Origin of the sequence: Streptomyces sp. V4I8 (genome assembly GCF_041261225.1) — a bacterium.
GTDB lineage: Bacteria > Actinomycetota > Actinomycetes > Streptomycetales > Streptomycetaceae > Streptomyces.
In genome coordinates, this window is record NZ_JBGCCN010000001.1 from 6401808 (window position 1) to 6428487 (window position 26680).

Sequence of the window (26680 nt, forward strand, 5' to 3'; positions counted from 1 at the left end):
GGCTTGTGGGGGGGGGGGGGGGTTCAGCCGTCCGATACGTCCGTGGACGGGGGCTCGTTGCTGCCTGGTCTGGTGCGGACCTCGTCTGTGCACTCGTAGCGGCGTGGGGGGGTGTTGGTCGGGCCGCCGAGGATGACCGAGCCGTCGCCCTCGGCGGCCGTTGAGTCCGAGAAGGTGCAGACGATCTGGGCGAGGGCGTATGACGTGAGGTCGTTGGGGGGTGTGCTCAGGCGGAGGGTCTCGTCGGGGTCGGCGCGGTGGGGGCCGGTCACGCTCATGGCGCCTCGGACGTCTGTGGTGTAGCCGGCTTCTTTCTCGGCGGTGGAGGGAGTGGCCTCCAGTTCGTCGAGGAGGCCCTGGGCCACGAGGACGCGGCGGGCCGAGTCGGCGGTGCCCTCGGGAACGCGTACGGTGCGGTCGACCGCGACGAGTTGGGAGCCGCACAGGAGGAAGACCTGGACGGGGAGGCCGCGGGTGGCCTGTGTCGAGATGTTCGGCTCGGAGAGGGAGCAGTGCACGCGTGAGGGGGCGGGGCCGAAGTTGGTCGGTACTTCGGTGGACCGGATGCCGCATCCGGTGAGGAGCGCGGCGCCCGTCAGGGTGAGCGCCAGCAGGCCGCGTGGGTTCATCAGGCGTCCCCCTTCTTGCCCTGGCCGTTGGTCTGCTCCGCCAGCTCCGAGGCGTCCTGGGGCAGGCGCAGGGTGAAGACCGCGCCTCCCTCGGGGGAGTTGGCGGCGGTGATCTCGCCGCCGTGGATGTGGGCGTTCTCCAGGGCGATGGACAGGCCGAGGCCGCTGCCCTCGGATCGGGGGCGGGAGGCGCTGGCCTTGTAGAAGCGGTCGAAGACGTGCGGGAGTACGTCCTCGGGGATGCCGGGGCCGTGGTCCTGGACCTGGATCGTCACCGAGTCGTCCGCTTCCCGGACCGAGACGCGGACCGGTGAGCCGCCGTGCTTGAGCGCGTTGCCGATGAGGTTGGCCAGGATGACGTCCAGGCGGCGGGGGTCCAGGCGGGCCATGATCCCGCGCTCGGCGTTCAGTTCCACCGCGTCCAGCCAGGCCCGGGCGTCGATGCAGGCGGTGATCTGGTCGACGACGTCGACGTGGTCGAGGACGAGGCGTGCGGTGCCCGCGTCGAAGCGGGTGACCTCCATCAGGTTCTCGACCAGGTCGTTGAGCCGGCGGGTCTCGCTGACGACGAGGCGTACGGCGGGTTCGATCATGGGGTCCATGGATCCGGAGTCCGCCTCCAGCTCCTCCTCCAGGACCTCGGTGACGGCGGTGATCGCGGTGAGGGGGGTGCGGAGTTCGTGGGACATGTCGGCCACGAAGCGCCGGGACGCCTCGTCGCGTGAGGCCATGTCGGCGACGCGCTTCTCCAGCGCCTCGGCGGCGTTGTTGAAGGTCCGGGAGAGGTCGGCCAGTTCGTCCGTGCCGGAGACCCTCAGGCGGGTGTCCAGCTTGCCCTCGCCGAGGCGGCGTGCGGCGACTCCGAGCCGCTGCACGGGCTTCAGTACGGTGGTGGCGGCTGCCTGCGCGAGCAGCGCGGAGCCGATCAGGGCGAGGCCCGTGGCGATGCCGAGGGACCACGAGAGGGAGTTGAGGTCCTTGGCCTCCTGCTCCAGGGACTTCATCATGTAGCCGGTCGGACCGCCGCCGATCACCTTCGTGCCGGCGATCAGGTACGGGGTGTCGTCCTCCACCATCCGCTGCCAGTACAGGTGGTACTCGGCCTTGTTGGAGGAGTTGACCTCCTGTTTCTCGTTCACGGCCGTGCGCAGGGACCGGGGCACGTCCGCGAGGGTGAAGCCGTCCAGGCCGCCGGAACTGCCGTAGGCGGGCTTGCCCTCGGCGTCCTGGGCGACGAGGAGCACGCTGAAGCGCTGGCTGCTGTTGGCCATCTGGCCGGCGGTGTGCTGCAGCTCGTCCTGGGTCGGCTCCTCGGGCAGCAGGCCGGCGCGGTTCTGCATCTCCTGCTCGAAGTCGCGCAGCACCGCGTCCTGGGTGCGGGTGAGGACCGCCTCGCGGTTGAGCCAGTAGGCGATCCCGGACGCGGACACGGCGGCCGTGAGCGCCACCAGGCCGAAGACGACGACCAGGCGCAGCCGAAGACTGGTGAAGCGCAGCCGTGACCACGCTCCCTTACGAGCCGCGACCCAGCCGCGGAACCCCCCTTGCGCCTTGGTCACTGAGGCGCGTCCAGGCGGTAGCCGACACCCCGGACGGTACGGATGAGGGTGGGGGACGACGGGACGTCCTCGACCTTGGCGCGCAGGCGCTGGACGCAGGCGTCGACCAGGCGTGAGTCGCCGAGGTAGTCGTGCTCCCAGACGAGGCGCAGGAGTTGCTGGCGGGACAGGGCCTGACCCGGCCGGCGGCTCAGCTCGAGCAGGAGGCGCAGCTCGGTCGGGGTGAGCTGGAGGTCCTCGCCGTTCTTCGTCACGGTCATCGCCGCACGGTCGATGACCAGGCTGCCGAAGCTCGCCGCGTCGTTCGACTCGCGTTCGCCGCGCCGCAGCACGGCCCGGATCCGGGCGTCGAGGACACGCCCCTGCACGGGTTTGACGACGTAGTCGTCGGCGCCGGACTCCAGTCCGACCACGACGTCGATGTCGTCGCTGCGCGCGGTCAGCAGAATGATCGGCAGCTGGTCCGTGCGCCGGATGCGCCGGCACACCTCGAACCCGTCGATGCCGGGCAGCATCACGTCCAGCACGATCAGGTCCGGCCGCTGTTCACGCAGCAGTTTCAGGCCGTCCTCGCCCGTGGCAGCGGTGGCCACGCGGTGTCCCTGGCGCGTCAGTGAGAGCTCCAGGGCCGTACGGATGGCGTCGTCGTCCTCGATCAGCAACAGGGAAGGCACGGGGGTCATTCTGGCCCATGCGGGGCTGGTCTTTCGACACCTGTACGAGCTGTACGGATACGCGCACGTAGCGCTCATGACTGTGTGCGGGCTGTCGCGCGCCTGGGGGCGGCCTACGACACAGGCCCCTGTGACAGCTCTGTGACAGTCGGCGGACACGTCCATGAAAGTGCCCCGGCAAGCTTTTCGGCACAGGCAGGACAGCAAGTCGCACCACAGCAAGACGAACGAGCAGAACACCGGAAGTCCACGACGGGGGGCGCGAGATGAACACGCTGCACGGCACCAGCAACAGCGCAGTGATCACGCGTCTGCACGACGTGAACGGGGGCCGGGGTTCGGAGAAGTCCGGTGCCGTGAGCGGGCGGGGGTGCGCTCGCGGCGCCGGGCGTCAGCACACCGCGTACATGACGGTGGTTGACGGTTTCACGGGGGAGCCCGCGGCGGTAGCCGCTATGGGTACGGTCGGGGGAGCCGCGTACAGGGAGGACTCGGGGGAGCGGCGTCGCTCGCTGTCGGAGGCGGAGTTCACCGCCTACGTCCAGGAGCGCCGCGCCTCCCTGTACGCAACCGCCTACCACCTGACCGGTGACCGCTTCGAGGCCGAGGACCTGCTGCAGAGCGCGCTGTTCTCGACGTACAAGGCATGGGACCGGATCAGCGACAAGGCCGCGGTGGGTGGCTACCTGCGGCGGACCATGACGAACCTGCACATCAGCGCGTGGCGCCGCCGCAAGCTGAACGAATACCCGACCGAGGAACTGCCGGAGACGCCCGGCGACACGGACGCGATGCGCGGCACGGAGCTTCGCGCGGTCCTGTGGCAGGCGCTCGCCCGCCTTCCCGAACTCCAACGCACGATGCTGGTCCTCCGGTACTACGAGGGCCGCACCGACCCGGAGATCGCGGAGATCCTCGACATCAGTGTCGGCACGGTGAAGTCCAGCATCTGGCGGTCGCTCCGCCGGCTGCGCGAGGACGAGGTCCTCAGCTTCGGCCGTGACGAGGAGGACGCCTTCGGGGAGCTCGTCGCCTGAAGGTCGGGGGGGGACCGCATCCGGGGGGATGCAACGGGGGAGCGGTAAGAGGTGGGGGGACCCACGGGGGCCGGGGGGCCCACGGGGGACCAACGGGGAAACGGGGGGGGGGTGCTCCACCACGGGGGAAGCGGTGGAGCGCAACGGCAGCGGGGCTGGAGGGCCGGGGGGTCCGTCCAGTCCCGCTTCGCTGTGTGGTCAGCGGACCTTCATGAGGGTCGCTTCGGCGGGCGTGTCGCCCACGGCGATGCCGACGGCCGGGTCCATCCCCTCGACCGCGTACGCGGTGATCCCGCGCTCGGGAACGGCGTCCCCCGGGTCGTTCGGCGTGTCGTCGCACGCCGGGACCGTGGCGGTGCCCAGCTTCTCGCCGACGGTGAACTCGACGTTCGCGACGTCCAGATAGGTGCGGCTGTCGTAGGTCACCAGGTACGCACACAACGCCTCGGCCGCACCGCCCGTACCGCTCGTCTCCGCACAGCCGACGGCCGCCGCGAGGAGCAGGGACGTCATGATCAGGCGGCGGCCGGCTCGTGGGGCAGTCGTCATCGGGTTCCTTCCCGCGGGGACCGTGCGGACGGTCCTACGACGCGGGAGGCGCCCGCTTCGTTCAGCCGGCCGGCGTCGCCGCCGGGCAGCGGCCCGCGGCGGCCGCGGTGAGGCGGCCGAGGGCCTCGTCGCGGTCGCAGGCGTGGGCGCCCAGGGATGTCTGGTGGGCGACGATCGAGCGCTCCAGGCGCATCAGGCGCCAGCCGCGGCGGAGGAGGAACGGCACCGACTTGCGGCCCTCCTTCAGGTCGCGCAGGAAGCGGCGGCGGAAGGTCGTCACCGGGCCGCGGCTCAGACACAGCGCGTCGGCCAGCACGCCGAGCTCCCGGCAGCGCGCGACGATCTCGGCCGCGAAGACGCCCTCCGCGATGAACAGCGGCGTCCGCCCGATCTCGACGGTCTCCTCGCCGGTGCGGGCGCTGAGCGAGATGTCGTACAGCGGGACGTTCGTACGGCCCGTGCGGCACAGCTCCGCGATGGCCGCCATGGCCGTGTCGGCGTCCCACGAGTCGGGGTGGTCCCAGTCGATGTCGGCGCTCCCGGGGACCTGCGGCAGGGTCGGGTCCTCTCCCTCTTTGTAGAAGTCGTCGAGCCGCAGGACCGGAAGACCGGAACGGGCGGCGAGAAGGGACTTGCCGGAGCCGGAGGGGCCGCAGAGCAGCACGACTCGCGTCGGTATGGACGGATGGGAACTCACGGGACACCAGTCTGAGGCATGGCCCGGCCCGGGAACGACCCGGTGGACGGAGATTGAAAGGTGCGTCACATTCTGACCGCCATGACGCGAGCTTGAGCGTGCTCGTGACGGAACTGCGGCGCGCGGCAGAGGTAGAGGGCCGTGTCTCCTCCGGACGGAGAGGAGGCACGGCCCTCTGGTCTGTGGGGCGGTGTCAGTACGACGAGCCGGACGCGCCCAGTGAGCCCGTCGGGTGCCAGACCGTCTTGGTTTCCAGGAACGCCGTCATGCGGTCGATGCCGGGAGCCGCCGAATAATCCACAGGCTGTGGACGCAGGACGCGCTTCAGGTTGTCCGCCGCGGCGATCTCCAGTTCCTTCGCCAGTACGTCGTCGGCGCCGGCCAGGTCGATCGCGTTGACGTCCTGGTGCGCGGCCAGCGGCGTGGTGATCTCCGCCGTACGGCCGGACAGGACGTTGACCACACCGCCGGGCAGGTCGGAGGTGGCCAGGACCTCGCCGAGGGAGAGGGCGGGCAGCGGGGACCTCTCGGAGGCGACCACGATCGCCGTGTTGCCCGTGGCGATCACCGGGGCCAGCACCGAGACCAGGCCCAGGAAGGACGACTCCTGCGGGGCCAGGACGGCCACCACGCCCGTGGGCTCGGGGGAGGAGAGGTTGAAGTACGGGCCCGCGACCGGGTTCCCGCCGCCGACCACCTGGGCGATCTTGTCGGTCCAGCCCGCGTACCAGACCCAGCGGTCGATCGTGGCGTCGACCACGGCGGCCGCCTTCGACTTCGACAGGCCCTCCGCGTCCGCCACTTCACGGACGTACTGCTCGCGGCGGCCCTCCAGCATCTCGGCGATGCGGTAGAGGATCTGGCCGCGGTTGTACGCCGTCGCGCCGGACCATGACCCGAACGCCTTGCGGGCGGCCACGACCGCGTCACGGGCGTCCTTGCGGGACGACAGGGGTACGTTGGCCAGCCAGTTGCCCTTGGAGTCCGCCACCTCGTACACCCGGCCGCTCTCGGAACGCGGGAACTTCCCGCCGACGTACAGCTTGTAGGTCTTGAAGACGGAGAGCCGCTCGGCGCGCTCGGTCTTGCCGTTCTTGTCCACTGTGCTCATTTATCGCTCGCCCTCCGGGCTCGACGGGGCGAGGTACGCCTCCAGGCCGTGGCGACCGCCCTCGCGGCCGAAGCCCGACTCCTTGTAGCCGCCGAACGGCGAGGTCGGGTCGAACTTGTTGAACGTGTTGGACCAGACGACGCCCGCGCGGAGCTTGTTCGCCACCGCGAGGATGCGCGAACCCTTCTCCGTCCAGATGCCCGCCGACAGGCCGTACGCGGTGTTGTTGGCCTTGGCGACGGCCTCGTCCGGCGTGCGGAAGGTGAGGACCGACAGGACCGGGCCGAAGATCTCGTCGCGGGCGACGGTGTGCGCCTGGGTGACGTTCGTGAAGAGCGTCGGAGCGAACCAGTAGCCGGCGGTCGGGATCTCGCACGCCGGGGACCAGCGCTCGGCGCCCTCCGCCTCGCCCTGCTCGACGAGCGAGGTGATGCGGGTGAGCTGCTCCTCGGAGTTGATCGCGCCGATGTCCGTGTTCTTGTCCAGCGGGTCGCCGAGGCGGAGCGTCGACAGGCGGCGCTTGAGCGACTCCAGCAGCTCCTCCTGGATCGACTCCTGGACGAGGAGCCGGCTGCCGGCGCAACAGACCTGGCCCTGGTTGAAGAAGATCCCGTTGACGATCCCCTCGACCGCCTGGTCGATCGGGGCGTCGTCGAAGACGATGTTGGCGCCCTTGCCGCCCAGCTCCAGGGTGACCTTCTTGCGGGTGCCGGCGACGGTCCGCGCGATCTCCTTGCCGACCGCGGTGGAGCCGGTGAAGGCGACCTTGTCCACGTCCGGGTGCGCGACGATCGCGGCGCCCGTGTCGCCGTAGCCGGGGAGGATGTTGACGACGCCCTTGGGCAGGCCCGCCTGACGGCAGATGTCCGCGAAGAACAGGGCCGACAGGGGGGTTGTCTCGGCGGGCTTGAGCACCACCGTGTTGCCGGTCGCGAGGGCCGGGGCGATCTTCCAGGCCAGCATCAGCAGCGGGAAGTTCCAGGGGATGACCTGGCCGGCCACGCCGAGGGGCTTCGGGTTCCGCCCGAAGCCGGCGTGCTCCAGCTTGTCGGCCCAGCCCGCGTAGTAGAAGAAGTGCGCGGCGACCAGCGGGAGGTCGGCGTCGCGGGTCTCCTTGATCGGCTTGCCGTTGTCCAGGGTTTCCAGGACGGCGAGCTCACGGGCCCGCTCCTGGATGATCCGGGCGATGCGGAACAGGTACTTCGCGCGCTCCGAGCCGGGCAGCGCCGACCACTTCTCGAACGCCTTGCGGGCGGCCTTCACGGCGCGGTCCACGTCCGCCTCGCCGGCCTGGGCGATCTCGGCGAGGACCTCCTCGGTGGAGGGGGAGACGGTCTTGAAGACCTTGCCTTCCGCCGCCTCCACGAACTCGCCGTCGATGAACAGGCCGTACGACGGCGCGATGTCGACGATCGAGCGGGACTCGGGGGCCGGTGCGTATTCGAATACCGATGCCATGGTGATCAGTCCACCGTCACGTAGTCGGGGCCGGAGTAGCGGCCGGTGGCCAGCTTCTGACGCTGCATCAGCAGGTCGTTCAGGAGCGAGGAGGCGCCGAAGCGGAACCAGTGGTTGTCCAGCCAGTCCTCGCCGGCGGTCTCGTTGACCAGGACGAGGAACTTCACGGCGTCCTTGGTCGTCCTGATGCCGCCGGCCGGCTTCACGCCGACCTGGATGCCGGTCTGGGCACGGAAGTCGCGTACCGCTTCCAGCATAAGGAGGGTGTTCGCGGGCGTGGCGTTCACGGCGACCTTGCCGGTGGACGTCTTGATGAAGTCGGCGCCCGCCAGCATGCCGAGCCAGCTCGCCCGCCGGATGTTGTCGTACGTCGACAGCTCGCCGGTCTCGAAGATGACCTTGAGGCGGGCGCTGGTCCCGCAGGCCTCCTTCACGGCGACGATCTCGTCGTACACCTTCATGTAGTTGCCCGCGAGGAACGCCCCGCGGTCGATGACCATGTCGATCTCGTCGGCGCCCGCCGCCACGGCCTCGCGCACGTCTGCCAGCTTGACGGTGAGCGCGGCGCGGCCCGCCGGGAAGGCGGTGGCGACCGAGGCGACCTTCACGGTCGACCCGGCGACGGCCTCCTTGGCGGTGGCCACCATGTCGGGGTAGACGCAGACGGCCGCGGTCGCCGGGGTCGTCCGGTCGGTGGGATCGGGGTGGACCGCCTTGACGCCGAGCGCCCGGACCTTGCCCGGGGTGTCCGCGCCTTCCAGCGTCGTCAGGTCGACCATCGAGATGGCGAGGTCGATGGCGTACGCCTTGGCGGTCGTCTTGATGGAACGGGTACCGAGGGACGCGGCACGCCCCTCCAGGCCGACCGCGTCGACGCCGGGCAGCCCGTGGAGGAAGCGGCGCAGCGTGCTGTCGGACGCGGTGACGTCCGTGAGGGCGTGAGCTGCGGCAGATGCATTGGTGGGCATGGTCACCAGACGAGCATATCTACGCGCGTAGCGGCTGTACAGGCCCGGCTGCTCATCTTGTGCGGGGGTGGTGCGTATGAGCGCCGTTCGAGGCGTCGGGCACAATCGGGGCCATGACGACCCCGGAGCACCAGCCCCCCACCCCGGACCCCGTGTCGAAGGACCGGGTCTACCGCTCGCCCATGGGCATCGTCGGCGGTGTCGCGCTGCTGGCCATCGTGCTCTGGCTGTGCGTCGACGCGCTGGTGCGGGGGTCGGGGCGCACGCAGTGGCTCGCGCTCGCGGCGCTGATCCTCATCCTGCCGCTGGTGTCCGCGTTCACACTCCGGCCCGCCGTCTACGCCAACGAGGACCGGCTGCGTATCCGCAACCCGCTCCGCGTCATCGTGCTCCCCTGGGGACAGATCGCCGCACTGCGGTCCGGCTATTCGAACGAGGTCGTCGCCAAGTCCGGCACCAAGTTCCAGCTCTGGGCGGTCCCCGTCTCGCTGCGGGCCCGCAAGAAGGCGGCGCGACGCACGGCCCGGGCGGCGGCGGACAGGAGCGCGGCCGCGCGGGGTGAGCGCGGGGGGCGCGGAGGCGACGGCCTGGGGGTCGGCGGGCTCGGGTTGGGGGGGCGCGGCGAGGCCGACGCGGACGGTCCGATGCGGGCCGAGACCGACAAGGTCATGGACGACCTGCGGGAACTGCTGGAGCACCGGGAGAACGCGGAGTCCGCGCAGGGCGAGGTGACCGTGCGGTGGGCCTATGAGGTGGCGGGGCCGGCGATCGCGGGGGCCGTGTTGCTGGTGATTCTGCTGGTGGCGACCTGATTCCGAGCCGAGGACCACAACCACACGCGTGGTCCGAGTGTCTGGAAAGCGATGAGTACGAACCCACGGCACCCCCTGCCGCTGCCCGCCTCCGCCATACCCGACGGCTGCCTTCCCTGGGACGGTGAGCAGGCTCGACGCTGGATCGGCGCCCTGCCTCCTGGGTGGGTCCCGGTGCGGTTGCGGGTGTCCGCCGTCGTGGCCGTCGTGCCGGCGGCCGCTGTGCTGGCCGGTGGCCTGGTGCTGTTCGGCGGGCTGCGCGGGTGGGCGGCCGCCTGCCTCGCCCTTCAGGTCGTGTGGGTGGTGGTACGGCCCGAGATCGTACGGCTGTCGGCGCCTGCCCTCCTCGGTGTGGTGCTGCTTCGGTGGTCCACCCTGCCGTGGGCGGTGGGCCTGGCCGTCGTGCTCGCCCTCGCGCTGCTCTGGGTGGCCGCCATGGTGCGCCTCGTCGCGCGAGGCCGGCAGCGGGCGGCGGCCCGGGCGGCGGCAGGGGGTGGGACCGGAACCCTGCCGGATGACGGCGCGCCCCTCGACCGTGGAAGGTTCCTCGCCTGGGTCGGTGGCGTCGCGCTCGTGACCGGCGCCGCCCTGGTCGCCACCGCAGGGGACTGGGAGCTCGCCGAGGACCGGCAGGCCGCCCCGGCGTTCGGCTGGTTCGTGGTCGGGCTCGGCGTCACCCTGCTGCTGTCCGCCGCGCTCGGCCGGTGGCGGGCCGCCTCGTTGCGCCGGCGACCCGTGCCGGTACTGCGGGTGCTGATGCGGGAGAACGCCGACGTGGACGCCGAGGTTTACGCCGCCGACGACATGGCGGCGGTGCGGCCGCTGTTCACCGTCGCCACGTCCGAACTCGACGACGAGGACGGGGCCGAGGACCAGGGCGACGGGGAGGACCGCGAGGGGCGGGACGACGAGGACGGCGACGAAGAACGGGGCGAAGACCGAGGCGAACGCGATGACCGGGACGAAGACGACGACGAGGAGTTCCAGCAGTTCCTCGACCGCCTCGACGCCGGTCGGCCCGGGCCCCTGCGGGAGGCCGTCCTGTACGGGCTGCCCTACGACGGCGCCGAGGTGCTGCTCGTCAGCGCTGCCGAGGAGCCCGGCGGGGAGCCGGTCGTGGAGCGGTCCGCCGGGCCCGTACGGCCGTTCTCCGAGGGTGCCGTACGGCGTCGGCTCGCCGCTGAGAAGCGGGCGGTGGCGGACGAGGAGCGACGGCGGGCCGTCGCCGAGGACTTCGCCGGGCGGCTGCGCGGGCAGGGGGCCGTGGAGGTGCGGCGGTGGCGGGCCGGGTGGCCCGACTGGCTCACGGTGGCGCTGGGAGCGGTGTGGACGTACGTCCTCTTCGTGGACCAGAGCGGGCTGTGGCGCTACGTCCCCGGTGCACTCCTGGGACTCGCCGTCGCCCTGCTGGTACCGCGCCAACTCGCCTGGCGCGTCACCGCCGACCGCGAGGGGCTGTGGTTCAACGGGCTGCGCGGAACCCGGCACATCGCATGGGACGCCGTACGGATCGTCGAGTCCAAGGGCGCCGAGCTGAAGATCGACAGTCGCCGGACCGCGTTCGGGGCGTGGACCGTGGACACACTCCGCTGGCGGGGGCTGGAGCGCCGGGCGGGCCTGGTCCATCCCTACGACCGGACCGCCGCCGAGATCACGGCGATGTGGCAGGACCCCGCCGCACGGCCGGTCGGCGTGAGCGACGAGCGGCAGCGCGGACGCCCGCTGTGGCCGCTCGCGGTGCTCGTCGCGCTGGGGTGGACGGCCGCGCTGCTGTGGGTGTGACCGCTCGGACCGGCATCAGGGCGGGTCGGTCCGGCCGTGCTTGCGGGCCGGGCCGACGTCGTGCCGGGACGGTAGGGCGGCCGGAACCTCAGGGCGCACCCGGATGCACCAGCGCCATGTACGCGCCGCAGTACGCCGAGCCGGTGACCGCCGCCGTGAGGGCCAGCGCGCGGTAGCGGCGGGTGGCGCGGGACAGGTGCCGGGCCATGGGGAGCAGGAGCGGGAACGCGGGGAGCAGGAAGCGGGCGCGCGGGAAGTAGACGCCGCCGCTGCCCAGGACGATCGCCAGTAGTACGGCCGTGAAGACCAGCAGCGGCACGGGCTGCCGGTCCCACACCGCCAGCCCGAACAGCGCCACCGACACGATCAGGGTGAGCGTCACCAGCACCAGGAACAGCTCGGGCCGTGGGTCGTACACCAGGAGCCGCCGCATCTGGCGCAAGGTTTCGAGGCCGCCGTCCAGCTCGTTGTGCCACAGCCGCTGTACGGCGAAGTAGCCGTCCCAGCGGCCCACGCGCAGGCCCACCCAGCCGACGTATCCGCACCAGCCGAGCGGTGCGATCGCGGCGGCCGCGAGGGTACGGAGGCCGAAGCGGCGGCGCAGCGCGAGCAGGGCCGCGACCGTGACCGGTCGCTCGGGTGGTCTGCCGGGATGCGGTCGTGGACACGGCGCGGCTCCAGGCGGCTCGGCGATGCGGTTTCCTCTCCACCGTTGCCCGGGTGAGGGGGGCGGGGCGTGGAGGGCGGGTCAACCGCCCGGAGAAGAACGCCCGAAAGGGTGCCCCCATCCGGAGGCGGGGCACCCTTTCAGGAACGACCGGTCCGTCGCGTACGGCTCAGATGCCGGACGCCGCCGACAGGTCCCGCTTGATCGCCGCCAGCAGGTCGGCCGCCTTGGCGCGGGCGGCCGGGAGGTCGGCGTGCGCCGGGACCGGGACGACGACCTCCAGGTAGCACTTCAGCTTGGGCTCCGTGCCGCTGGGGCGGACGATGACGCGGGCGCCCTCCAGGGTGTAGCGCAGGCCGTCGGTGGGCGGGAGCGTGTCGGTGCCCTGGGTGAGGTCCTCGGCGCGGGTGACGGCCAGGCCGGCGAGCTCGGTCGGCGGCCGCTCACGCAGTCGGCGCATGGCGTTCGCGATGACCGACAGGTCCTGGACGCGGACCGAGAGCTGGTCCGTGGCGTGCAGGCCGTGCTCCACGGCGAGGTCGTCCAGGAGGTCGAGGAGCGTGCGGCCCTCGGCCTTGAGGACGGAGGCCAGTTCGGTGATCAGCAGGGCGGCGGTGATGCCGTCCTTGTCGCGGACGCCCTCGGGGTCGACGCAGTAGCCGAGGGCCTCCTCGTAGCCGTAGCGCAGGCCGTCGACGCGGGCGATCCACTTGAAGCCGGTGAGGGTCTCCTCGTAGGGCAGGTTCGCCTTCTCGGCGATACGCCCGAGGAGGGAGGAGGAGACGATCGACTCGGCGAAGGTGCCCTGGGCTCCCCGGTTGACGAGGTGCGCGGCGAGCAGCGCCCCCACCTCGTCGCCGCTCAGCATCCGCCAGTCCTCGCCCTCCTTGACGGCGGCGGCGCAGCGGTCGGCGTCGGGGTCGTTGGCGATGACGAGGTCGGGGTCGGTCTCGCGGGCCTTGGCGAAGGCCAGGTCCATCGCGCCGGGCTCTTCCGGGTTGGGGAAGGCGACGGTGGGGAAGTCCGGGTCCGGCTCGGCCTGCTCGGCGACGAGGGCGGGGGCGGGGAAGCCGGCGCGGGCGAAGGCGGCGAGGAGGACGTCCTTGCCGACGCCGTGCATCGCCGTGTAGACGGTGCGGGCGATGCGGGGGGAGTCCGGGGCCAGGACCGCGTCGGTGCGGGCGAGGTAGGCGTCGAGGACGCTGTCGTCGAGGGTCTCCCAGCCCTCCGTGGGCCGGGGGACGACGGTGAGGGACGGGACGGCGGCGATCTCTTCCGCGATGTCGATGTCCGCGGGCGGGACGATCTGGGAGCCGTCGCCGAGGTAGACCTTGTAGCCGTTGTCGCGGGGCGGGTTGTGGCTGGCGGTGACCTCCACGCCGGCGACCGCGCCGAGGTGCCTTATGGCGTACGCGAGGACGGGGGTGGGGAGGGGGCGGGGGAGTACGGCTGCGCGCAGGCCCGCGCCCGTCATCACGGCGGCCGTGTCGCGGGCGAAGTCCTCCGACTTGTGGCGGGCGTCGTAGCCGATGACGACGAGGCCGCCCTCGTGGCCCTGCTTCCTGAGGTACGCGGCGAGGCCGACCGCGGCGCGGATGACCACGGTCCGGTTCATGCGCATGGGCCCGGCGCCGAGCTCGCCCCGGAGGCCCGCGGTGCCGAACTGGAGGGTGCCGCTGAAGCGCGCGGCGAGCTCGTCGGTGTCCGCGGCGTCGATGAGCTTGGCGAGCTCGTCGCGGGTCTCCGGGTCCGGGTCCTCGGCGAGCCATGCCTGGGCCCGGGCGATGAGATCGTCGTGCACGTCGGTCAACCTCTCGTTCGTGTCGTTCGGAGCGGGGCGGCCTGGGAGGGGTTCTTCGCCCCCGCCGCCCCTACCCGTCCCATCCTTCTGGGGCTCCGCCGCAGACCCCGCTCCTCAAACGCCGGAGGGGCTGGATGTTCCCCACCCACCCGCAGGGGCTTCGCCGACCCAGGCATTTCAGCCCGTCCGGCGTTTGAGGACGAGGCCCCTTCAGGGCCGAAAGCGGGGGTCTGGGGGCGGCAGCCCCAGGGATGGGACGGGTAGGGGCGGCGGGGGCGAGGAAACGTCCTACAGCCGGCCCAGCACCTGCGCCAGCAGCGACCCCATCCGCGTGGCCGAGTCGCGGCCGGCCTGCAGGACCTCCTCGTGGTTGAGGGGCTCGCCCGTCATACCCGCGGCGAGGTTCGTCACCAGGGAGATGCCCAGGACCTCGGCGCCGGCCTCGCGCGCGGCGATGGCTTCGAGGACCGTGGACATGCCCACCAGGTCCGCGCCGATGACGCGGGCCATACGGATCTCGGCCGGCGTCTCGTAGTGCGGCCCGGGGAACTGGGCGTAGACGCCCTCTTCGAGGCTGGGGTCGATCTCCTTGCACAGGGCGCGCAGACGCGGCGAGTACAGGTCCGTCAGGTCGACGAAGTTGGCACCGATGATCGGGGACGTCGCCGTGAGGTTGATGTGGTCGCTGATCAGGACCGGCTGGCCGGGGCGCATGCCCTCGCGCAGGCCGCCGCAGCCGTTGGTGAGGACGATCGTCTTGCAGCCGGCCGCGACCGCGGTGCGCACGCCGTGGGCCACGGCCGCCACGCCACGGCCCTCGTAGTAGTGGGTGCGGCCCAGGAAGACCAGGGCGCGCTTGTTGCCGATCTTGTACGAGCGGATCTTGCCGCCGTGCCCTTCCACCGCCGGCGGCGGGAAGCCGGGCAGCTCGGTGACCTGGAGCTCGGCATCGGGTGCGCCGAGGGCATCCACGGCCGGCGCCCAGCCGGAGCCCATCACGAGGGCGACGTCGTGGGTCTCGGCGCCGGTGAGTTCGCGCAGGCGCGCGGCGGCGGCGTCGGCGGCGGCGTGGGGGTCGCCCTGGATGTCGTCCGGAAGAAGAGATGCGTTCACGCGACTGAGGGTAGCCGGTTTGGGCCTACGCGCGTAGATGACAGAGCTCACGGGATGGCGATCGTTGTCTTGTCGTTTCCAACGAAGAGGCCGGCCCCTCGGGGCCGTCAGACGTCCGGGACCAGGAGGTCGGCGTCGTCGACCTCCGTCACGGCGACGACGACCGGCCGGCGCGGGCCGACCGTGCATTCGACCACGGTGTCCCTGGTGAGCCGGACCCTTCGGGTGGTTCCGTCAGGACCGCTCGCCCTGGACACGGAAGGAACGGGTCGTGGGCCACGGTGGCGAGTTCTCTGTCGAACGCGGCGCGTCGCAGGTCGCGGAGTCGGTCCCGAGCCCGAGGCGGCCTGTTCGGTGTGCAGGGGCTCGTAGGCGAGGGGAGCGGTCAGGTACCGGGATTCGCCGCGTGCCTCCCTCAGCAGGGGCGCTTGCGCAGCTCCATCACGTAATCGTGTGGCGCGCCGGCGGACTCCGCGGCGTCGGCGATCTCCCCGAGGTACCGAGCCGCCGGCAGCCCGCCCTCGTAGGCGTTCAGCACGTACACCCACGCCGGCTCCTCGCCCTCCAGCGTGTGCACCCGTACCCGCAGCCGCCGGTAGATGCCCAGGCCGACGCCCTCCCAGCGGTCCAGGGAGTCCTCGTCCATCGGGGCGATGTCGTACAGCGCGACGAAGACCTGCTCCTTCGGCTCCTCGACGAGGGTCGCCAGCGCGCCGTCCCAGCCCAGCTGCTCACCCCCGAACGTCAGCCGCCAGCCGTTCAGCCAGCCGGTGGCGCGCAGCGGCGAGTGGGGGGCGCGGCGGGTCATCAGCCGCGCGTCGAGATTGCCGGCGTACGCGGCGTAGAGCGACATGGAGAGAGGGTACGGCAGGGGAATCGTCCGCCCCTCCCGTAACAGTGGTGTCTCGGGCGGGCCCCCGGGCAGTGCCACCCTGTGGCGTGCGGGACAATGGAGTACGTGACTCGGATCGTGATCATCGGTGGCGGACCCGGCGGATACGAGGCGGCCCTGGTGGCCGCCCAACTCGGCGCGGAGGTGACCGTCGTCGACTGCGACGGTCTGGGCGGGGCGTCGGTACTCACCGACTGCGTACCGTCGAAGACCCTTATCGCCACGGCCGAGGTGATGACCACCTTCGATTCCTCGTACGAGGAGCTGGGGATCATCGTCGCCGACGACACGCCGCACATCGACACGCCCGCCCGGGTGGTGGGCGTCGATCTGGGCAAGGTCAACCGGCGTGTCAAGCGGCTCGCGCTCGCCCAGTCCCACGACATCACCGCCTCCGTCACGCGTGCCGGCGCCCGGGTCCTGCGCGGCCGTGGCCGGCTGGAGGGCATGCAGGGCCTCGACGGCTCGCGCAAGGTCGTCGTCCGGGCCGCCGACGGCACCGAGGAGACCCTCACCGCCGACGCCGTCCTCATCGCCACCGGCGGTCACCCGCGCGAGCTGCCCGACGCCCAGCCCGACGGCGAGCGCATCCTCAACTGGACCCAGGTCTACGACCTCACAGAGCTGCCCGAGGAACTCATCGTGGTCGGCTCGGGCGTCACCGGTGCCGAGTTCGCCGGTGCCTACCAGGCACTCGGGTCGCGGGTCACCCTCGTCTCGTCGCGGGACCGCGTGCTGCCGGGTGAGGACCCGGACGCCGCGGCCGTCCTCGAGGACGTCTTCCGGCGCCGTGGCATGAACGTCATGGCGCGCTCGCGTGCCGCCGCCGCCAAGCGGGTCGGCGACCGGGTCGAGGTCACCCTGGCCGACGGCCGCGTCATCAGCGGCAGCCACTGCCTCATGGCCGTCGGCGCCATCCCGAACTCCGCGGGCATGGGCCTGGAGGAGGCCGGGGTCAAGCTGCGCGAGTCCGGGCACATCTGGACCGACAAGGTGTCCAGGACGACCGCGCCGGGTGTGTACGCCGCCGGTGACGTCACCGGTGTCTTCGCCCTCGCCTCGGTGGCGGCGATGCAGGGACGTATCGCCATGTACCACTTCCTGGGCGACGCGGTGGCCCCGCTGAACCTGAAGACCGTGTCGTCGAACGTGTTCACCGACCCCGAGATCGCCACCGTCGGCTACTCGCAGGCCGACGTGGACGGGGGCAAGATCGACGCCCGGGTCGTCAAGCTGCCTCTCCTGCGCAACCCGCGCGCCAAGATGCAGGGCATCCGGGACGGCTTCGTCAAGATCTTCTGCCGCCCGGGTACGGGCATCGTGGTCGGCGGTGTGGTCGTGTCGCCGCGCGCCTCGGAACTGATCCATCCGATCTCGATCGCGGTCGATAACAATCTGACGGTCGAACAGATCGCGAACGCCTTCACCGTGTACCCCTCCCTTTCGGGCTCGATCGCCGAGGTGGCACGGCAGTTGCACACCCGGAAGTCCGGCGGCGAACTCTGACGGCCGGAACCAACTCCCCGCTGGTCACGGGGAGTTGTCGAGCATGCGTGCGGCATAGGCGGCGGGACTAGGCCCTATACCACTTCTCGCCCTTGCGTACGAACAACTTCTGTTATTCGGCGCAAACTGCTGAAACCAGACGGTCGTTGGGGTTACTGTCAGTTTCGTGTTCGCTGCAGAACGTCGCCAATTGATCCTCGAAATGGTGCGAGCGAACGGAGCCGTGTCGCTCCGTGAGCTCGCCCGCGTCGTCCAGACCTCCGAAGTGACCGTACGGCGGGACGTGCGCGCACTGGAGGCAGAAGGACTCCTCGACCGCCGGCATGGCGGTGCGGTATTGCCGGGCGGGTTCACGCGGGAGTCCGGCTTTCCGCAGAAATCACATCTCGCGACCGCCGAGAAGACGGCCATCGCCGACCTCGCCGCGAACTTCGTGGAAGAGGGCGAGGCGATCGTCGTCGGGGCGGGGACCACCACACAGGAGCTGGCCCGCCGGCTCGCCCGGGTGCCCGGACTGACCGTCGTCACCAACTCCCTCCTGGTGGCGCAGGCGTTGGCCCATGCCAACCGGGTCGAGGTCGTGATGACCGGCGGCACGCTCCGCGGGTCCAACTACGCGCTGGTGGGCAGTGGCGCCGAGCAGTCCCTCCAGGGCCTGCGGGTGTCCCGGGCCTTCCTCTCCGGGAGCGGCCTCACCGCCGAGCGCGGGCTGTCCACGTCCAACATGCTCTCGGCGTCCGTCGACCGGGCGTTGGTGCAGGCGGCCGCGGAGGTCGTCGTCCTCGCCGACCATACGAAGCTCGGTACGGACACCATGTTCCAGACGGTGCCCACGGACCTCATCACGCGGCTGGTCACCGACGAGCCGCCCGTCCACGACGACCGCGCCCACACCGAGCTCCAGGCCCTCGCCGATCAGGGGGTGCAGATCGCCGTGGCCGGGGCGACCGGGAGCCCGGGGGGTGACGAGGTCCCGGCGCGGCGGCGGGGCCTGCCGGGGCCTAGGCGGGGGCAGGGGTTGCGGCCCGCTGCGGCGGTGCTTGGGGAGCAGGGGGCGGAGCGGGAGCGGGAGCGGGCCCGGGTTGCGGACTTGCGGCGGCGTTAGGTTCGCCTATTCGCCTATTCGCCGTAGGAGGTTGTGGTGGTGCGCGAGTGCCGGTCGTTTGTGGCTTGTCGCGCCCACGCGGCGGAGCCGCATATCGATACAGCCCCGAGCCCCTAGGTGGGCTTGAGTCCCCGCAACGTCAAGTGCAGCAGTCTGTCCGCCAGGTCCGGGTCTCCCGGTGTTTCCTCCGCCGCCAACGCGATTGCGTGGGTGAGTTGGAGGAGGTCGGTGATCGCCACGCCCTCCCGGACCGCACCCGCTTCCTGAGCCCGTGCCAGCAGCGCTCCGCCCGCCTCCCTGATCGGGCCGCTGCACTGGGCCAGGGCCGAGGTGTTGTCGTCCGAGACGGACATCAGGGACCTGGCCAGGCCGCGGTACTCGCCCGCATGGGTGACCATCTCGCGCAGCCAGGTCACCAGGGCCGTGCAGGGCTCCGGGGCGTGCAGGAGTTCGCGGGAGCGGGTCAGCAGGTCGCCCACGGCGTCCTCGAAGACCGCGCTCAGCAAGGCGTCGCGGTTGGGGAAGTGACGGTACAGCGTGCCGATCCCGACGCCCGCGCGGCGGGCCACGTCCTCCAGGGACGCGGCCGTGCCGTGTTCGGCGAAGGCGGAGCGGGCCTCGGTGACCAGGCGCTCGTGATTGCGGCGGGCGTCCGCGCGCATACCTGCCGGAGGCCGGACCATCGGGTTCACCTGACCTTCCCTCACTGAGAAGCGCCCGATGGACTGATCGCTCAGTCCACCGGGCGCCTCGGTACGCCGTACGACTCAGTCCTTGATCTCGCAGATGGGGGCGCCGGAGGTGAGGGAGGCGCCGACCTCGGCGGACAGGCCCTTGACGGTGCCGGACTTGTGCGCGTTCAGGGGCTGTTCCATCTTCATCGCCTCGAGGACGACGATCAGGTCGCCTTCCTTGACCTCCTGGCCCTCCTCGACGGCCACCTTGACGATGGTGCCCTGCATCGGGGAGGCGAGGGTGTCGCCGGAGGCCGCGGGGCCGGACTTCTTGGCCGCGCGCCGCTTCGGCTTGGCGCCCGCGGCGAGGCCGGTGCGGGCCAGGGTCATGCCGAGCGAGGCCGGGAGGGAGACCTCCAGGCGCTTGCCGCCGACCTCGACCACGACCGTCTCGCGGCCGCTCTCCTCGTCGGCCTCGGTGTCGGCGGGGGCGGCGAACGGCTTGATCTCGTTGACGAACTCGGTCTCGATCCAGCGGGTGTGGACCGTGAACGGCTCGCTGGAGCCGGTCAGTTCCGGCGCGAACGCCGGGTCCTTCACCACCGCGCGGTGGAACGGGATCGCCGTGGCCATGCCCTCGACCTGGAACTCCGCCAGCGCACGAGCGGCACGCTGCAGCGCCTGCTCGCGGGTGGCGCCGGTGACGATCAGCTTGGCCAGCAGCGAGTCCCAGGCCGGGCCGATCACGGACCCGGACTCCACGCCCGCGTCCAGGCGCACACCCGGACCGGTCGGCGCGGCGAACGTGGTGACCGTGCCGGGGGCCGGCAGGAAGTTACGGCCCGGGTCCTCGCCGTTGATGCGGAACTCGAAGGAATGGCCGCGCAGCGGCGGGTCGTCGTAGCCGAGGGCTTCGCCGTCGGCGATGCGGAACATCTCCCGCACCAGGTCGATGCCGGCGACCTCCTCGGTGACCGGGTGCTCGACCTGCAGACGCGTGTTGACCTCCAGGAAGGAGATCGTGCCGTCCAGGCCGACCAGGAACTCCACCGTGCCGGCACCGACGTAGCCGGCCTCCTTCAGGATCGCCTTGGAGGAGGAGTACAGCTCGGCGACCTGCTCGTCGGACAGGAACGGCGCGGGGGCCTCCTCGACCAGCTTCTGGTGGCGGCGCTGCAGCGAGCAGTCACGGGTGGAGACGACCACGACGTTGCCGTGGGAGTCGGCCAGGCACTGGGTCTCCACGTGCCGCGGCTTGTCGAGGTAGCGCTCGACGAAGCACTCGCCGCGGCCGAAGGCGGCGACGGCCTCGCGGACCGCGGAGTCGTACAGCTCCGGCACCTCTTCGAGAGTGCGGGCGACCTTCAGGCCGCGTCCGCCACCACCGAAGGCGGCCTTGATGGCGATCGGCAGGCCGTGCTCCTCGGCGAACGCCACGACTTCCTCGGCCCCGGAGACGGGGTCGGGGGTGCCGGCCACCAGCGGGGCGCCGGCGCGCTGGGCGATGTGCCGGGCGGCGACCTTGTCACCGAGGTCGCGGATGGCCTGCGGCGGCGGGCCGATCCAGATCAGACCGGCGTCCAGGACCGCCTGCGCGAACTCGGCGTTCTCGGAGAGGAAGCCGTAGCCGGGATGGATGGCGTCGGCGCCCGACTCACGCGCGGCGTTCAGGACCTTGTCGATGTCCAGGTAGCTGGTGGCCGGAGTGTCACCGCCCAGGGCGAACGCCTCATCCGCGGCGCGGACATGCAGAGCGTCCCGATCCGGGTCGGCATAGACGGCCACGCTCGCGATCCCGGCGTCCCGACAGGCCCGGGCCACGCGGACAGCGATTTCGCCACGGTTGGCGATGAGCACCTTGCGCACGATTGAGGCTCCCTCCTTGAAACAAGCCGAGTTTAGGGACTGCCGACACGCCACATCGACCCGTCCCCAGTGGTGAGCTTGCCCACACGGAGCGTGATTCCAGGCTCGCTCAACCTGCGAAATCCCATGTCGCGCCTCGGAACGCAGGTCTCTTCCGGGAAACCCTAGCTCTCCGCTGTGGTCAAGGTCTCTGTCATCACGTGCTGCGGGCCACTCGGTTTCTTTGTGGAATCCCTACGAATGGCCCAATGATTCTTTGCCGGCGCCCGAACCCTTGTCCCAGGGTTTACCCGTTAGTAGCGTTCGCGATGTCTCGTCCGTACTTGGAGTAACAGAGCGGCTCGGAAGTGGGTGGGGGCCGGTGATACGCAGGCCGGTGGCGTGGGTGGTGGCGGTCGTGCTCTTCGTCGAGGGGCTCGGCATCGCGGCGCTTCAGTGGTTCCTCGGGGTCGTCGTCGACCGTCAGGACATGTCCCTGGCAGGTCTGGACCCGGACGTGATGTCCCTGTCCTCGAAGATCGGCGGGGTCGTCTTCGGCGCCTACTTCGCGCTGTGCGGCCTGGTCGCGCTGCTCGTGGCCCTGCGCGACCGCGCCCCGGCCGGCTTCGGCCGCATCCTGCTGATCAGCGCGGCCGTGGTGCACGCGCTGCTGGGCGCGTTCGCCTGGGGGCTGGTGGGCTGGACGGCGTTCCTGTTCATGGTCGTCGTGCTCGGCCTGATCGTGCTGCTGCTCATGACGTACGACGCCCAGGGCGCGCCCGGCTCCGAGGAGCCCGCCGACGCCGCTCCCGACGGGGGCAAGGGTGGCGACGGCTCCCCGGCGGGCGGGTCTCCGGCGAGTGACTCCCCGGCGGGCGGCTCCCCGGTCATGCCTCCGCCGGCGCCCACAACTCCGTGATGCCGATGCCCAGTTGCCCCAGCAGTCGCCGCACGAGCGGCAGGCTGATGCCGATCACATTGCCGTGGTCGCCGTCGATGCCGTCGATGAACGGGGCCGAGCGGCCGTCGAGGGTGAACGCCCCGGCGACGTAGAGCGGTTCCCCGGAGGCGACGTACGCGGCGATCTCCTCGTCGGTCGGCTCGCCGAAACGGACGACCGTGGACGCGGTGGCGGACGTGTACCGGCCGGTCACCGTGTCGTAGACGCAGTGGCCGGTCTGGAGCGTGCCCGCCCGGCCGCGCATCGACTTCCAGCGGGCCGTGGCCTCCTCGGCGTCCGCAGGCTTGCCCAGGGCCTGGCCGTCCAGGTCGAGGACCGAGTCGCAGCCGATCACGATCGCGCCCTTGACCTCGGGCCTCGCCGCCACGACGGAGGCCTTCGCCTCGGCCAGGGCCAGCGCCAGCTCGGCGGGGGTGGGCGCGGAGACGGCGTCCTCATCGACGCCGCTCACGATGACCTCGGGAGCCAGGCAGGCCTGGCGCAGCAGGTTGAGCCGGGCGGGGGACTGGGAGGCGAGGACGAGTCGGCGGCGGGGCTGATCAGTCATGCGGTCAGCGTATCGGCGCGCGCGTCCGGACTCACCTCACCCCGAGCACGATCAGCGTGAGCACCATGGCCAGCGCCAGGAGAACGCCCAGCCGCCGCAACATCTCCTGCATGTCGCGCAGTTCCTTGGGCGGCTCGTTCTCGGGGTCGGACCACAGCATGCCTTCCATCGTCGGTCGGGGATCGGCCGGGGCGCCTGAGTACGCATACTCAACTTTCCGCTAAACGGTGCTACTGTTCCATTAGCTAAGGGGTCTACAGTTCTGTTTGGGGGATGTGTCATGTTCAGCGCTTCCTGGATCGCGTCACCGCAGCTGCCCAGCGAGGGCTTCACGCCCAACTGGTCCCGCGAGGGCTTCTGGCGCCAGTCACTGCGGCAGGTCGTACGGCTGTCGGCGGGAGGCGGGCGGTTGCGGGTGCGGCTGTCGAACGCGTACGGCACCTCGCCCGTCCGTGTCGCGGGGGCGAGCGTGGGGCGCACGACCGCGGGGGCCGGCGTGGAGCCGGGGTCACTCGCGCGGCTCACCTTCGGGGGTGCCGGGGACGCCGAGCTACCGGCGCGCGGAGAGATCGTCAGCGATGACGTCCCGCTCGCCGTCGCTGCCGGGGAGTCGGTGACCGTCACGCTGTACTTCGACACCGCCACCGGGCCCGCGACCTTTCACGCCCAGGCCTTCACGGCCGGCTATCGGGGCGAGGGCGACCTTTCGGCGGACACCGGCGGTGCGGGCTTCGACGCGGCGACGGAGTCCTGGTACTTCCTGTCGGCGGTGGAGGTCGACGCCGGGCGCAGGGACGCCGTCGCCCTCTTCGGCGACTCGATCACGGACGGGTTCGGGTCGACGCCGGGGGCGGACCGGCGCTGGTCGGACGCCCTCGCCGAGCGCACGGGGCGGCCCGTTCTGAACGCGGGGATCGGCGGGAACCTGCTGCTCAACGACTCGGCGTGGTACGGCGAGCGGGGCGTCGGCCGGTTGCGCCGGGATGTTCTCGACCGGCCCGGCGTGGACACGCTCGTCGTGCTCCTCGGCCTCAACGACATCGGCTTCAGCGAGACGGGCGAGCAGCCGACGTACCAGCCGGCGCCGGTGGTGGAGGCCGAGGAGCTCATCGCCGGGCACCGGGAGCTGATACGGCAGGGCAGGGCGGCGGGGCTGCGGGTGATCGGGGCGACTCTGCTGCCGTTCGGGGGCTCGGACCACTGGGGTGAGCATGCGGCCAAGGTGAGTCCGGAGCTGAACGAGTGGATCCGCGGCTCGGGGGAGCACGGCGGGGAGTACGACGCCGTGGTGGACCTGAACCGGGCGCTGGCCGACCCGGCGGACCCCGACCGCCTGCATCCGGCGTACGACTTCGGCGATCACCTGCACCCGAACGACGCCGGGTACGAGGTGATGGCCGAAGTCGTGTCGACGATCCTCTAACCGGGCCAGTAGGTACGGGCCCACGTCGACGGCCCCGGCTGCGGCAGCCGGTGTGCGGCGATGCGGGACGGGTCCGACCACCCGTCCCGCGGCTTGGGTGCGCCGGGCGGCGTGGCTGATGCCGCCGCGGCGCGGGCGCGGACCACCGCCAGTGCGGCGGCCAGCTCCTCCGGTGTCGGGTTGCCCCGTAGGACCTTGATGTTCATGACGGCTCCCAGCAGGCCTAGAGGGGGATGTTGCCGTGCTTCTTCGGAGGCAGTGATTCCCGCTTGGTACGCAGCTGACGCAGGCCGCGGACGACATGACGGCGGGTGTCGGACGGCATGATCACCGAGTCGATGTAGCCGCGCTCGGCCGCGATGTAGGGGTTGAGGAGGGTGTCCTCGTACTCCTGGATCAGCCGGGCGCGCACCGCCTCCAGATCGTCTCCGTTCGCCTCCGCTTCGGCGATGGTGCGGCGGTGCAGGATGTTGACGGCGCCCTGGGCGCCCATGACGGCGATCTGGGCGGTCGGCCAGGCGAGGTTGATGTCCGCGCCGAGGTGCTTGGAGCCCATGACGTCGTAGGCGCCGCCGAAGGCCTTGCGGGTGATGACCGTGATCAGCGGGACCGTCGCCTCGGCGTAGGCGTAGATCAGCTTGGCGCCGCGGCGGATGATGCCGTCGTGCTCCTGGTCGACGCCCGGGAGGAAGCCGGGCACGTCGACGAAGGTGATGACCGGGACGTTGAAGGCGTCGCAGGTCCGCACGAAGCGGGCGGCCTTCTCGCTGGCCTGGATGTCGAGGCAGCCGGCGAACTGCATCGGCTGGTTGGCGACGATGCCGACCGGGCGGCCCTCGACCCGGCCGAAGCCGGTGAGGATGTTCGGCGCGAACAGCGGCTGCGTCTCGAAGAACTCGGCGTCGTCCAGGATGTGTTCGATCACCGTGTGCATGTCGTACGGCTGGTTCGCGCTGTCCGGCACGATTCGGTCCAGCTCGTGGTCCTCGTCGGTGACGGCGAGGTCCGCCTCCTCCGGGAACGCCGGGGGCTCGGAGAGGTTGTTGGACGGCAGGTACGACAGCAGCTGCTTGACGTACTCGATGGCGTCCTTCTCGTCGCCGGCCATGTGGTGCGCCACGCCGGAGGCGGAGTTGTGGGTGCGGGCGCCGCCCAGCTCCTCGAAGCCGACGTCCTCGCCGGTGACCGTCTTGATGACGTCCGGGCCGGTGATGAACATGTGCGAGGTCTGGTCGACCATGATCGTGAAGTCGGTGATGGCGGGGGAGTACACCGCACCGCCCGCACACGGGCCGACGACCAGGCTGATCTGCGGGATGACACCGCTCGCGTGCGTGTTGCGGCGGAAGATCTCGCCGTACGCGCCCAGCGAGGCCACACCCTCCTGGATGCGGGCGCCGCCGGAGTCGTTGATGCCGATGACCGGGCAGCCGGTCTTCAGCGCGAAGTCCATGACCTTGACGATCTTCTGGCCGTAGACCTCGCCCAGCGCACCGCCGAACACGGTGAAGTCTTGGGAGAACACGGCGACGGGGCGGCCGTCGACGGTTCCGTACCCCGTGACGACACCGTCGCCGTAGGGGCGGTTCTTCTCCAGGCCGAAGTTGGTGGAGCGGTGCCGGGCGAACTCGTCGAGCTCGACGAAGGAGTCCTCGTCGAGGAGGAGCTCGATGCGCTCACGGGCCGTCAACTTGCCCTTGGCGTGCTGCTTTTCGACGGCGCGAGCGGAGCCGGCGTGCGTCGCTTCCTCGATACGGCGCTGGAGATCCGCGAGCTTGCCCGCGGTGGTGTGGATGTCGATCCCTTGGATCTCGTGACGCTCTTCCGGCTCGGACATCGGGATGGCGCTCCCTGCCTGCTCAAAAGGGGGGACGGTTACTCATCCGTAGAGTAGTGGGGGCCCTACGAATCAGCAGTGCGGCGTTTCACACACCTAGGGTGGCTTGCATGACGCCGCGAGATGCATCAGATGACAGCCGCTGGTCCGACCTGGACCGTCCGCCGCTGAACGCAGCCGCGCTGCGGCGCGGACTCGTGCGGGACGGCGGGCTGTGGCGCGAGGTGGAGGTGGTGCAGCGTACCGGCTCCACCAACACCGACCTGGTGGCCCTGGCGACCGAGGGAAAGGCCGCCGAGGGCGCGGTCCTGGTCGCCGAGGAGCAGACGGCCGGAAAGGGGCGCCTGGACCGGCAGTGGACGGCACCGCCCCGCTCGGGCCTGTTCTTCTCCGTGCTGCTGAACCCGGCCGAGGTGCCGGCGGCCCGCTGGGGCTGGCTCCCGCTGCTCACAGGCGTCGCCGTGGCCACGGGGCTGTCGCGGGCCGCCGGCGTCGATACGGCACTCAAGTGGCCCAACGACCTGCTGGTGACTGTCGGCGGCGAGGAACGCAAGGCCGGCGGGATCCTGGCGGAGCGGGCCGGAAACGAGGGCGTGGTCATCGGCGTCGGCATCAACGTCACACTGCGTGAGGACGAGCTGCCGGTGCCGCAGGCGGCCTCCCTGGCACTCGCCGGGGCCGTCAGCACGGACCGGGACCCCCTGCTGCGGGGCATCTTGCGCTCGCTGGAGGAGTGGTACGGGCGGTGGCGGGCCGCGGCGGGGGACCCGGTGGTGAGTGAGCTCCAGGAGACGTACGCGGCGGGCTGCGCGACGCTGGGGAGGGTCGTACGGGCCGAGCTGCCGGGGGACCGGTCGATCACCGGCGAGGCCGTCGCGATCGACGGTGACGGGCGGTTGGTGCTGGCCACCGGGGAAGGCGTGCAGGAACCCGTGGGTGCGGGAGACATCGTGCACTTGCGGCCGGCGTGAGTTCACCTCCCCGGCCTTCCGGAGTGAGGTGGCCCACACCTGCCGTAAAGTGAAGGCCGGTC

The 26680-nt window shown here is 71.2% G+C and carries 26 protein-coding genes; 8 read left to right on the forward strand and 18 right to left on the reverse strand.

The features are described from left to right. Positions 1–23: 23 nt before the first annotated feature. From ABIE67_RS29205 to afsQ1, 3 genes are read right to left on the reverse strand one after another with little or no spacing between them, the layout of a single operon-like run. Positions 24–629, reverse strand: a complete 606-nt coding sequence (locus ABIE67_RS29205; RefSeq protein WP_370263853.1) for a hypothetical protein — start codon at positions 627–629, stop codon at positions 24–26. Then, entirely contained in the window at positions 629–2188 is a 1560-nt protein-coding gene (locus ABIE67_RS29210) for an ATP-binding protein (RefSeq protein ID WP_370263856.1), read from the reverse strand. The genes ABIE67_RS29205 and ABIE67_RS29210 overlap by 1 nt, the downstream gene beginning before the upstream one ends. Then, positions 2185–2862 carry a two-component system response regulator AfsQ1 gene (afsQ1, locus tag ABIE67_RS29215; protein WP_062722075.1) on the reverse strand — a complete coding sequence of 226 codons (678 nt, stop codon included), beginning with the start codon at positions 2860–2862 and terminating at the stop codon, positions 2185–2187. Before afsQ1 ends, ABIE67_RS29210 begins: the two co-directional genes overlap by 4 nt. A gap of 266 nt (positions 2863–3128) precedes the next feature. Between afsQ1 and ABIE67_RS29220 the strand changes: the two genes are divergently transcribed. Beyond that, entirely contained in the window at positions 3129–3899 is a 771-nt protein-coding gene (locus tag ABIE67_RS29220; RefSeq protein WP_370263865.1) for a SigE family RNA polymerase sigma factor, read from the forward strand. Between the two features lie 198 nt (positions 3900–4097). On the opposite strand, the gene ABIE67_RS29225 is transcribed toward ABIE67_RS29220, so the two are convergent. The 5 genes from ABIE67_RS29225 to deoC form a co-directional block, all read right to left on the reverse strand. Next, positions 4098–4448 carry a DUF6281 family protein gene (locus tag ABIE67_RS29225; RefSeq protein WP_370263867.1) on the reverse strand — a complete coding sequence of 117 codons (351 nt, stop codon included), beginning with the start codon at positions 4446–4448 and terminating at the stop codon, positions 4098–4100. 61 nt (positions 4449–4509) lie between these two features. Beyond that, on the reverse strand, positions 4510–5145 hold the full coding sequence (locus ABIE67_RS29230; RefSeq protein WP_370263873.1) for a uridine kinase: 636 nt from the start codon (positions 5143–5145) through the stop codon (positions 4510–4512). Between the two features lie 193 nt (positions 5146–5338). Next, on the reverse strand, positions 5339–6256 hold the full coding sequence (locus ABIE67_RS29235; protein WP_370263876.1) for an aldehyde dehydrogenase family protein: 918 nt from the start codon (positions 6254–6256) through the stop codon (positions 5339–5341). Further along, positions 6257–7714, reverse strand: coding sequence for an aldehyde dehydrogenase family protein (locus tag ABIE67_RS29240; protein WP_370263881.1), 1458 nt, complete (start codon positions 7712–7714; stop codon positions 6257–6259). It abuts the gene before it with no gap. A 5-nt stretch (positions 7715–7719) separates the two neighbouring features. Then, positions 7720–8688, reverse strand: coding sequence for a deoxyribose-phosphate aldolase (gene deoC / locus ABIE67_RS29245; protein WP_370263888.1), 969 nt, complete (start codon positions 8686–8688; stop codon positions 7720–7722). A gap of 107 nt (positions 8689–8795) precedes the next feature. Here deoC and ABIE67_RS29250 point away from each other — a divergent pair, with 107 nt between their 5' ends. Both ABIE67_RS29250 and ABIE67_RS29255 read left to right on the forward strand, forming a co-directional pair. Continuing rightward, complete coding sequence (locus ABIE67_RS29250) at positions 8796–9494, forward strand: PH domain-containing protein (RefSeq protein WP_370263891.1); 699 nt, start codon at positions 8796–8798, stop codon at positions 9492–9494. A 51-nt stretch (positions 9495–9545) separates the two neighbouring features. Next, on the forward strand, positions 9546–11276 hold the full coding sequence (locus ABIE67_RS29255) for a hypothetical protein (protein WP_370263893.1): 1731 nt from the start codon (positions 9546–9548) through the stop codon (positions 11274–11276). Between the two features lie 88 nt (positions 11277–11364). Here the strand turns inward: ABIE67_RS29255 and ABIE67_RS29260 are convergent, their stop codons facing one another. The 4 genes from ABIE67_RS29260 to ABIE67_RS29275 form a co-directional block, all read right to left on the reverse strand. After that, positions 11365–11802, reverse strand: coding sequence for a hypothetical protein (locus ABIE67_RS29260; RefSeq protein WP_370263895.1), 438 nt, complete (start codon positions 11800–11802; stop codon positions 11365–11367). Between the two features lie 310 nt (positions 11803–12112). Next, positions 12113–13744 carry a phospho-sugar mutase gene (locus tag ABIE67_RS29265; protein WP_370263897.1) on the reverse strand — a complete coding sequence of 544 codons (1632 nt, stop codon included), beginning with the start codon at positions 13742–13744 and terminating at the stop codon, positions 12113–12115. A gap of 288 nt (positions 13745–14032) precedes the next feature. Next, positions 14033–14857, reverse strand: coding sequence for a purine-nucleoside phosphorylase (locus ABIE67_RS29270; protein ID WP_370263899.1), 825 nt, complete (start codon positions 14855–14857; stop codon positions 14033–14035). Between the two features lie 415 nt (positions 14858–15272). Continuing rightward, a complete protein-coding gene (locus ABIE67_RS29275) occupies positions 15273–15710 on the reverse strand; it encodes a gamma-glutamylcyclotransferase (protein WP_370263902.1) in 438 nt (145 codons plus the stop codon). A gap of 81 nt (positions 15711–15791) precedes the next feature. On the opposite strand from ABIE67_RS29275, the gene ABIE67_RS29280 reads away from it, so the two are divergent. Then, positions 15792–17255, forward strand: coding sequence for an NAD(P)H-quinone dehydrogenase (locus ABIE67_RS29280; RefSeq protein ID WP_370263908.1), 1464 nt, complete (start codon positions 15792–15794; stop codon positions 17253–17255). 166 nt (positions 17256–17421) lie between these two features. After that, positions 17422–18360, forward strand: a complete 939-nt coding sequence (locus tag ABIE67_RS29285; RefSeq protein WP_370263911.1) for a DeoR/GlpR family DNA-binding transcription regulator — start codon at positions 17422–17424, stop codon at positions 18358–18360. 113 nt (positions 18361–18473) lie between these two features. Here ABIE67_RS29285 and ABIE67_RS29290 read toward each other — a convergent pair whose 3' ends face one another. Both ABIE67_RS29290 and ABIE67_RS29295 read right to left on the reverse strand, forming a co-directional pair. Continuing rightward, entirely contained in the window at positions 18474–19022 is a 549-nt protein-coding gene (locus ABIE67_RS29290; RefSeq protein WP_370269057.1) for a TetR/AcrR family transcriptional regulator, read from the reverse strand. A gap of 105 nt (positions 19023–19127) precedes the next feature. Beyond that, a complete protein-coding gene (locus tag ABIE67_RS29295) occupies positions 19128–20900 on the reverse strand; it encodes a biotin carboxylase N-terminal domain-containing protein (RefSeq protein WP_370263914.1) in 1773 nt (590 codons plus the stop codon). A gap of 361 nt (positions 20901–21261) precedes the next feature. On the opposite strand from ABIE67_RS29295, the gene ABIE67_RS29300 reads away from it, so the two are divergent. After that, positions 21262–21798 carry a hypothetical protein gene (locus ABIE67_RS29300; protein ID WP_370263916.1) on the forward strand — a complete coding sequence of 179 codons (537 nt, stop codon included), beginning with the start codon at positions 21262–21264 and terminating at the stop codon, positions 21796–21798. Here ABIE67_RS29300 and ABIE67_RS29305 read toward each other — a convergent pair. Then, the gene (locus ABIE67_RS29305; RefSeq protein WP_370263918.1) at positions 21767–22387 is read right to left on the reverse strand and encodes a nucleoside triphosphate pyrophosphatase; all 621 of its coding nucleotides are present in this window, start codon (positions 22385–22387) and stop codon (positions 21767–21769) included. The two genes, ABIE67_RS29300 and ABIE67_RS29305, sit on opposite strands and share 32 nt — an antisense overlap. A gap of 31 nt (positions 22388–22418) precedes the next feature. After that, on the reverse strand, positions 22419–22547 hold the full coding sequence (gene mmpB, locus ABIE67_RS29310) for a morphogenic membrane protein MmpB (protein ID WP_370263922.1): 129 nt from the start codon (positions 22545–22547) through the stop codon (positions 22419–22421). 120 nt (positions 22548–22667) lie between these two features. Between mmpB and ABIE67_RS29315 the strand changes: the two genes are divergently transcribed. Then, positions 22668–23810, forward strand: coding sequence for an SGNH/GDSL hydrolase family protein (locus ABIE67_RS29315; RefSeq protein WP_370263925.1), 1143 nt, complete (start codon positions 22668–22670; stop codon positions 23808–23810). Here the strand turns inward: ABIE67_RS29315 and ABIE67_RS29320 are convergent. Together ABIE67_RS29320 and ABIE67_RS29325 are read right to left on the reverse strand one after the other, a co-directional pair. Further along, positions 23807–24016, reverse strand: a complete 210-nt coding sequence (locus ABIE67_RS29320) for an acyl-CoA carboxylase epsilon subunit (protein WP_370263927.1) — start codon at positions 24014–24016, stop codon at positions 23807–23809. The genes ABIE67_RS29315 and ABIE67_RS29320 overlap by 4 nt on opposite strands. Positions 24017–24033: 17 nt before the next feature. After that, positions 24034–25647, reverse strand: a complete 1614-nt coding sequence (locus ABIE67_RS29325; RefSeq protein ID WP_370263929.1) for an acyl-CoA carboxylase subunit beta — start codon at positions 25645–25647, stop codon at positions 24034–24036. A 110-nt stretch (positions 25648–25757) separates the two neighbouring features. Here ABIE67_RS29325 and ABIE67_RS29330 point away from each other — a divergent pair, with 110 nt between their 5' ends. Further along, positions 25758–26618 carry a biotin--[acetyl-CoA-carboxylase] ligase gene (locus tag ABIE67_RS29330; protein WP_370263934.1) on the forward strand — a complete coding sequence of 287 codons (861 nt, stop codon included), beginning with the start codon at positions 25758–25760 and terminating at the stop codon, positions 26616–26618. Positions 26619–26680: the final 62 nt, after the last annotated feature.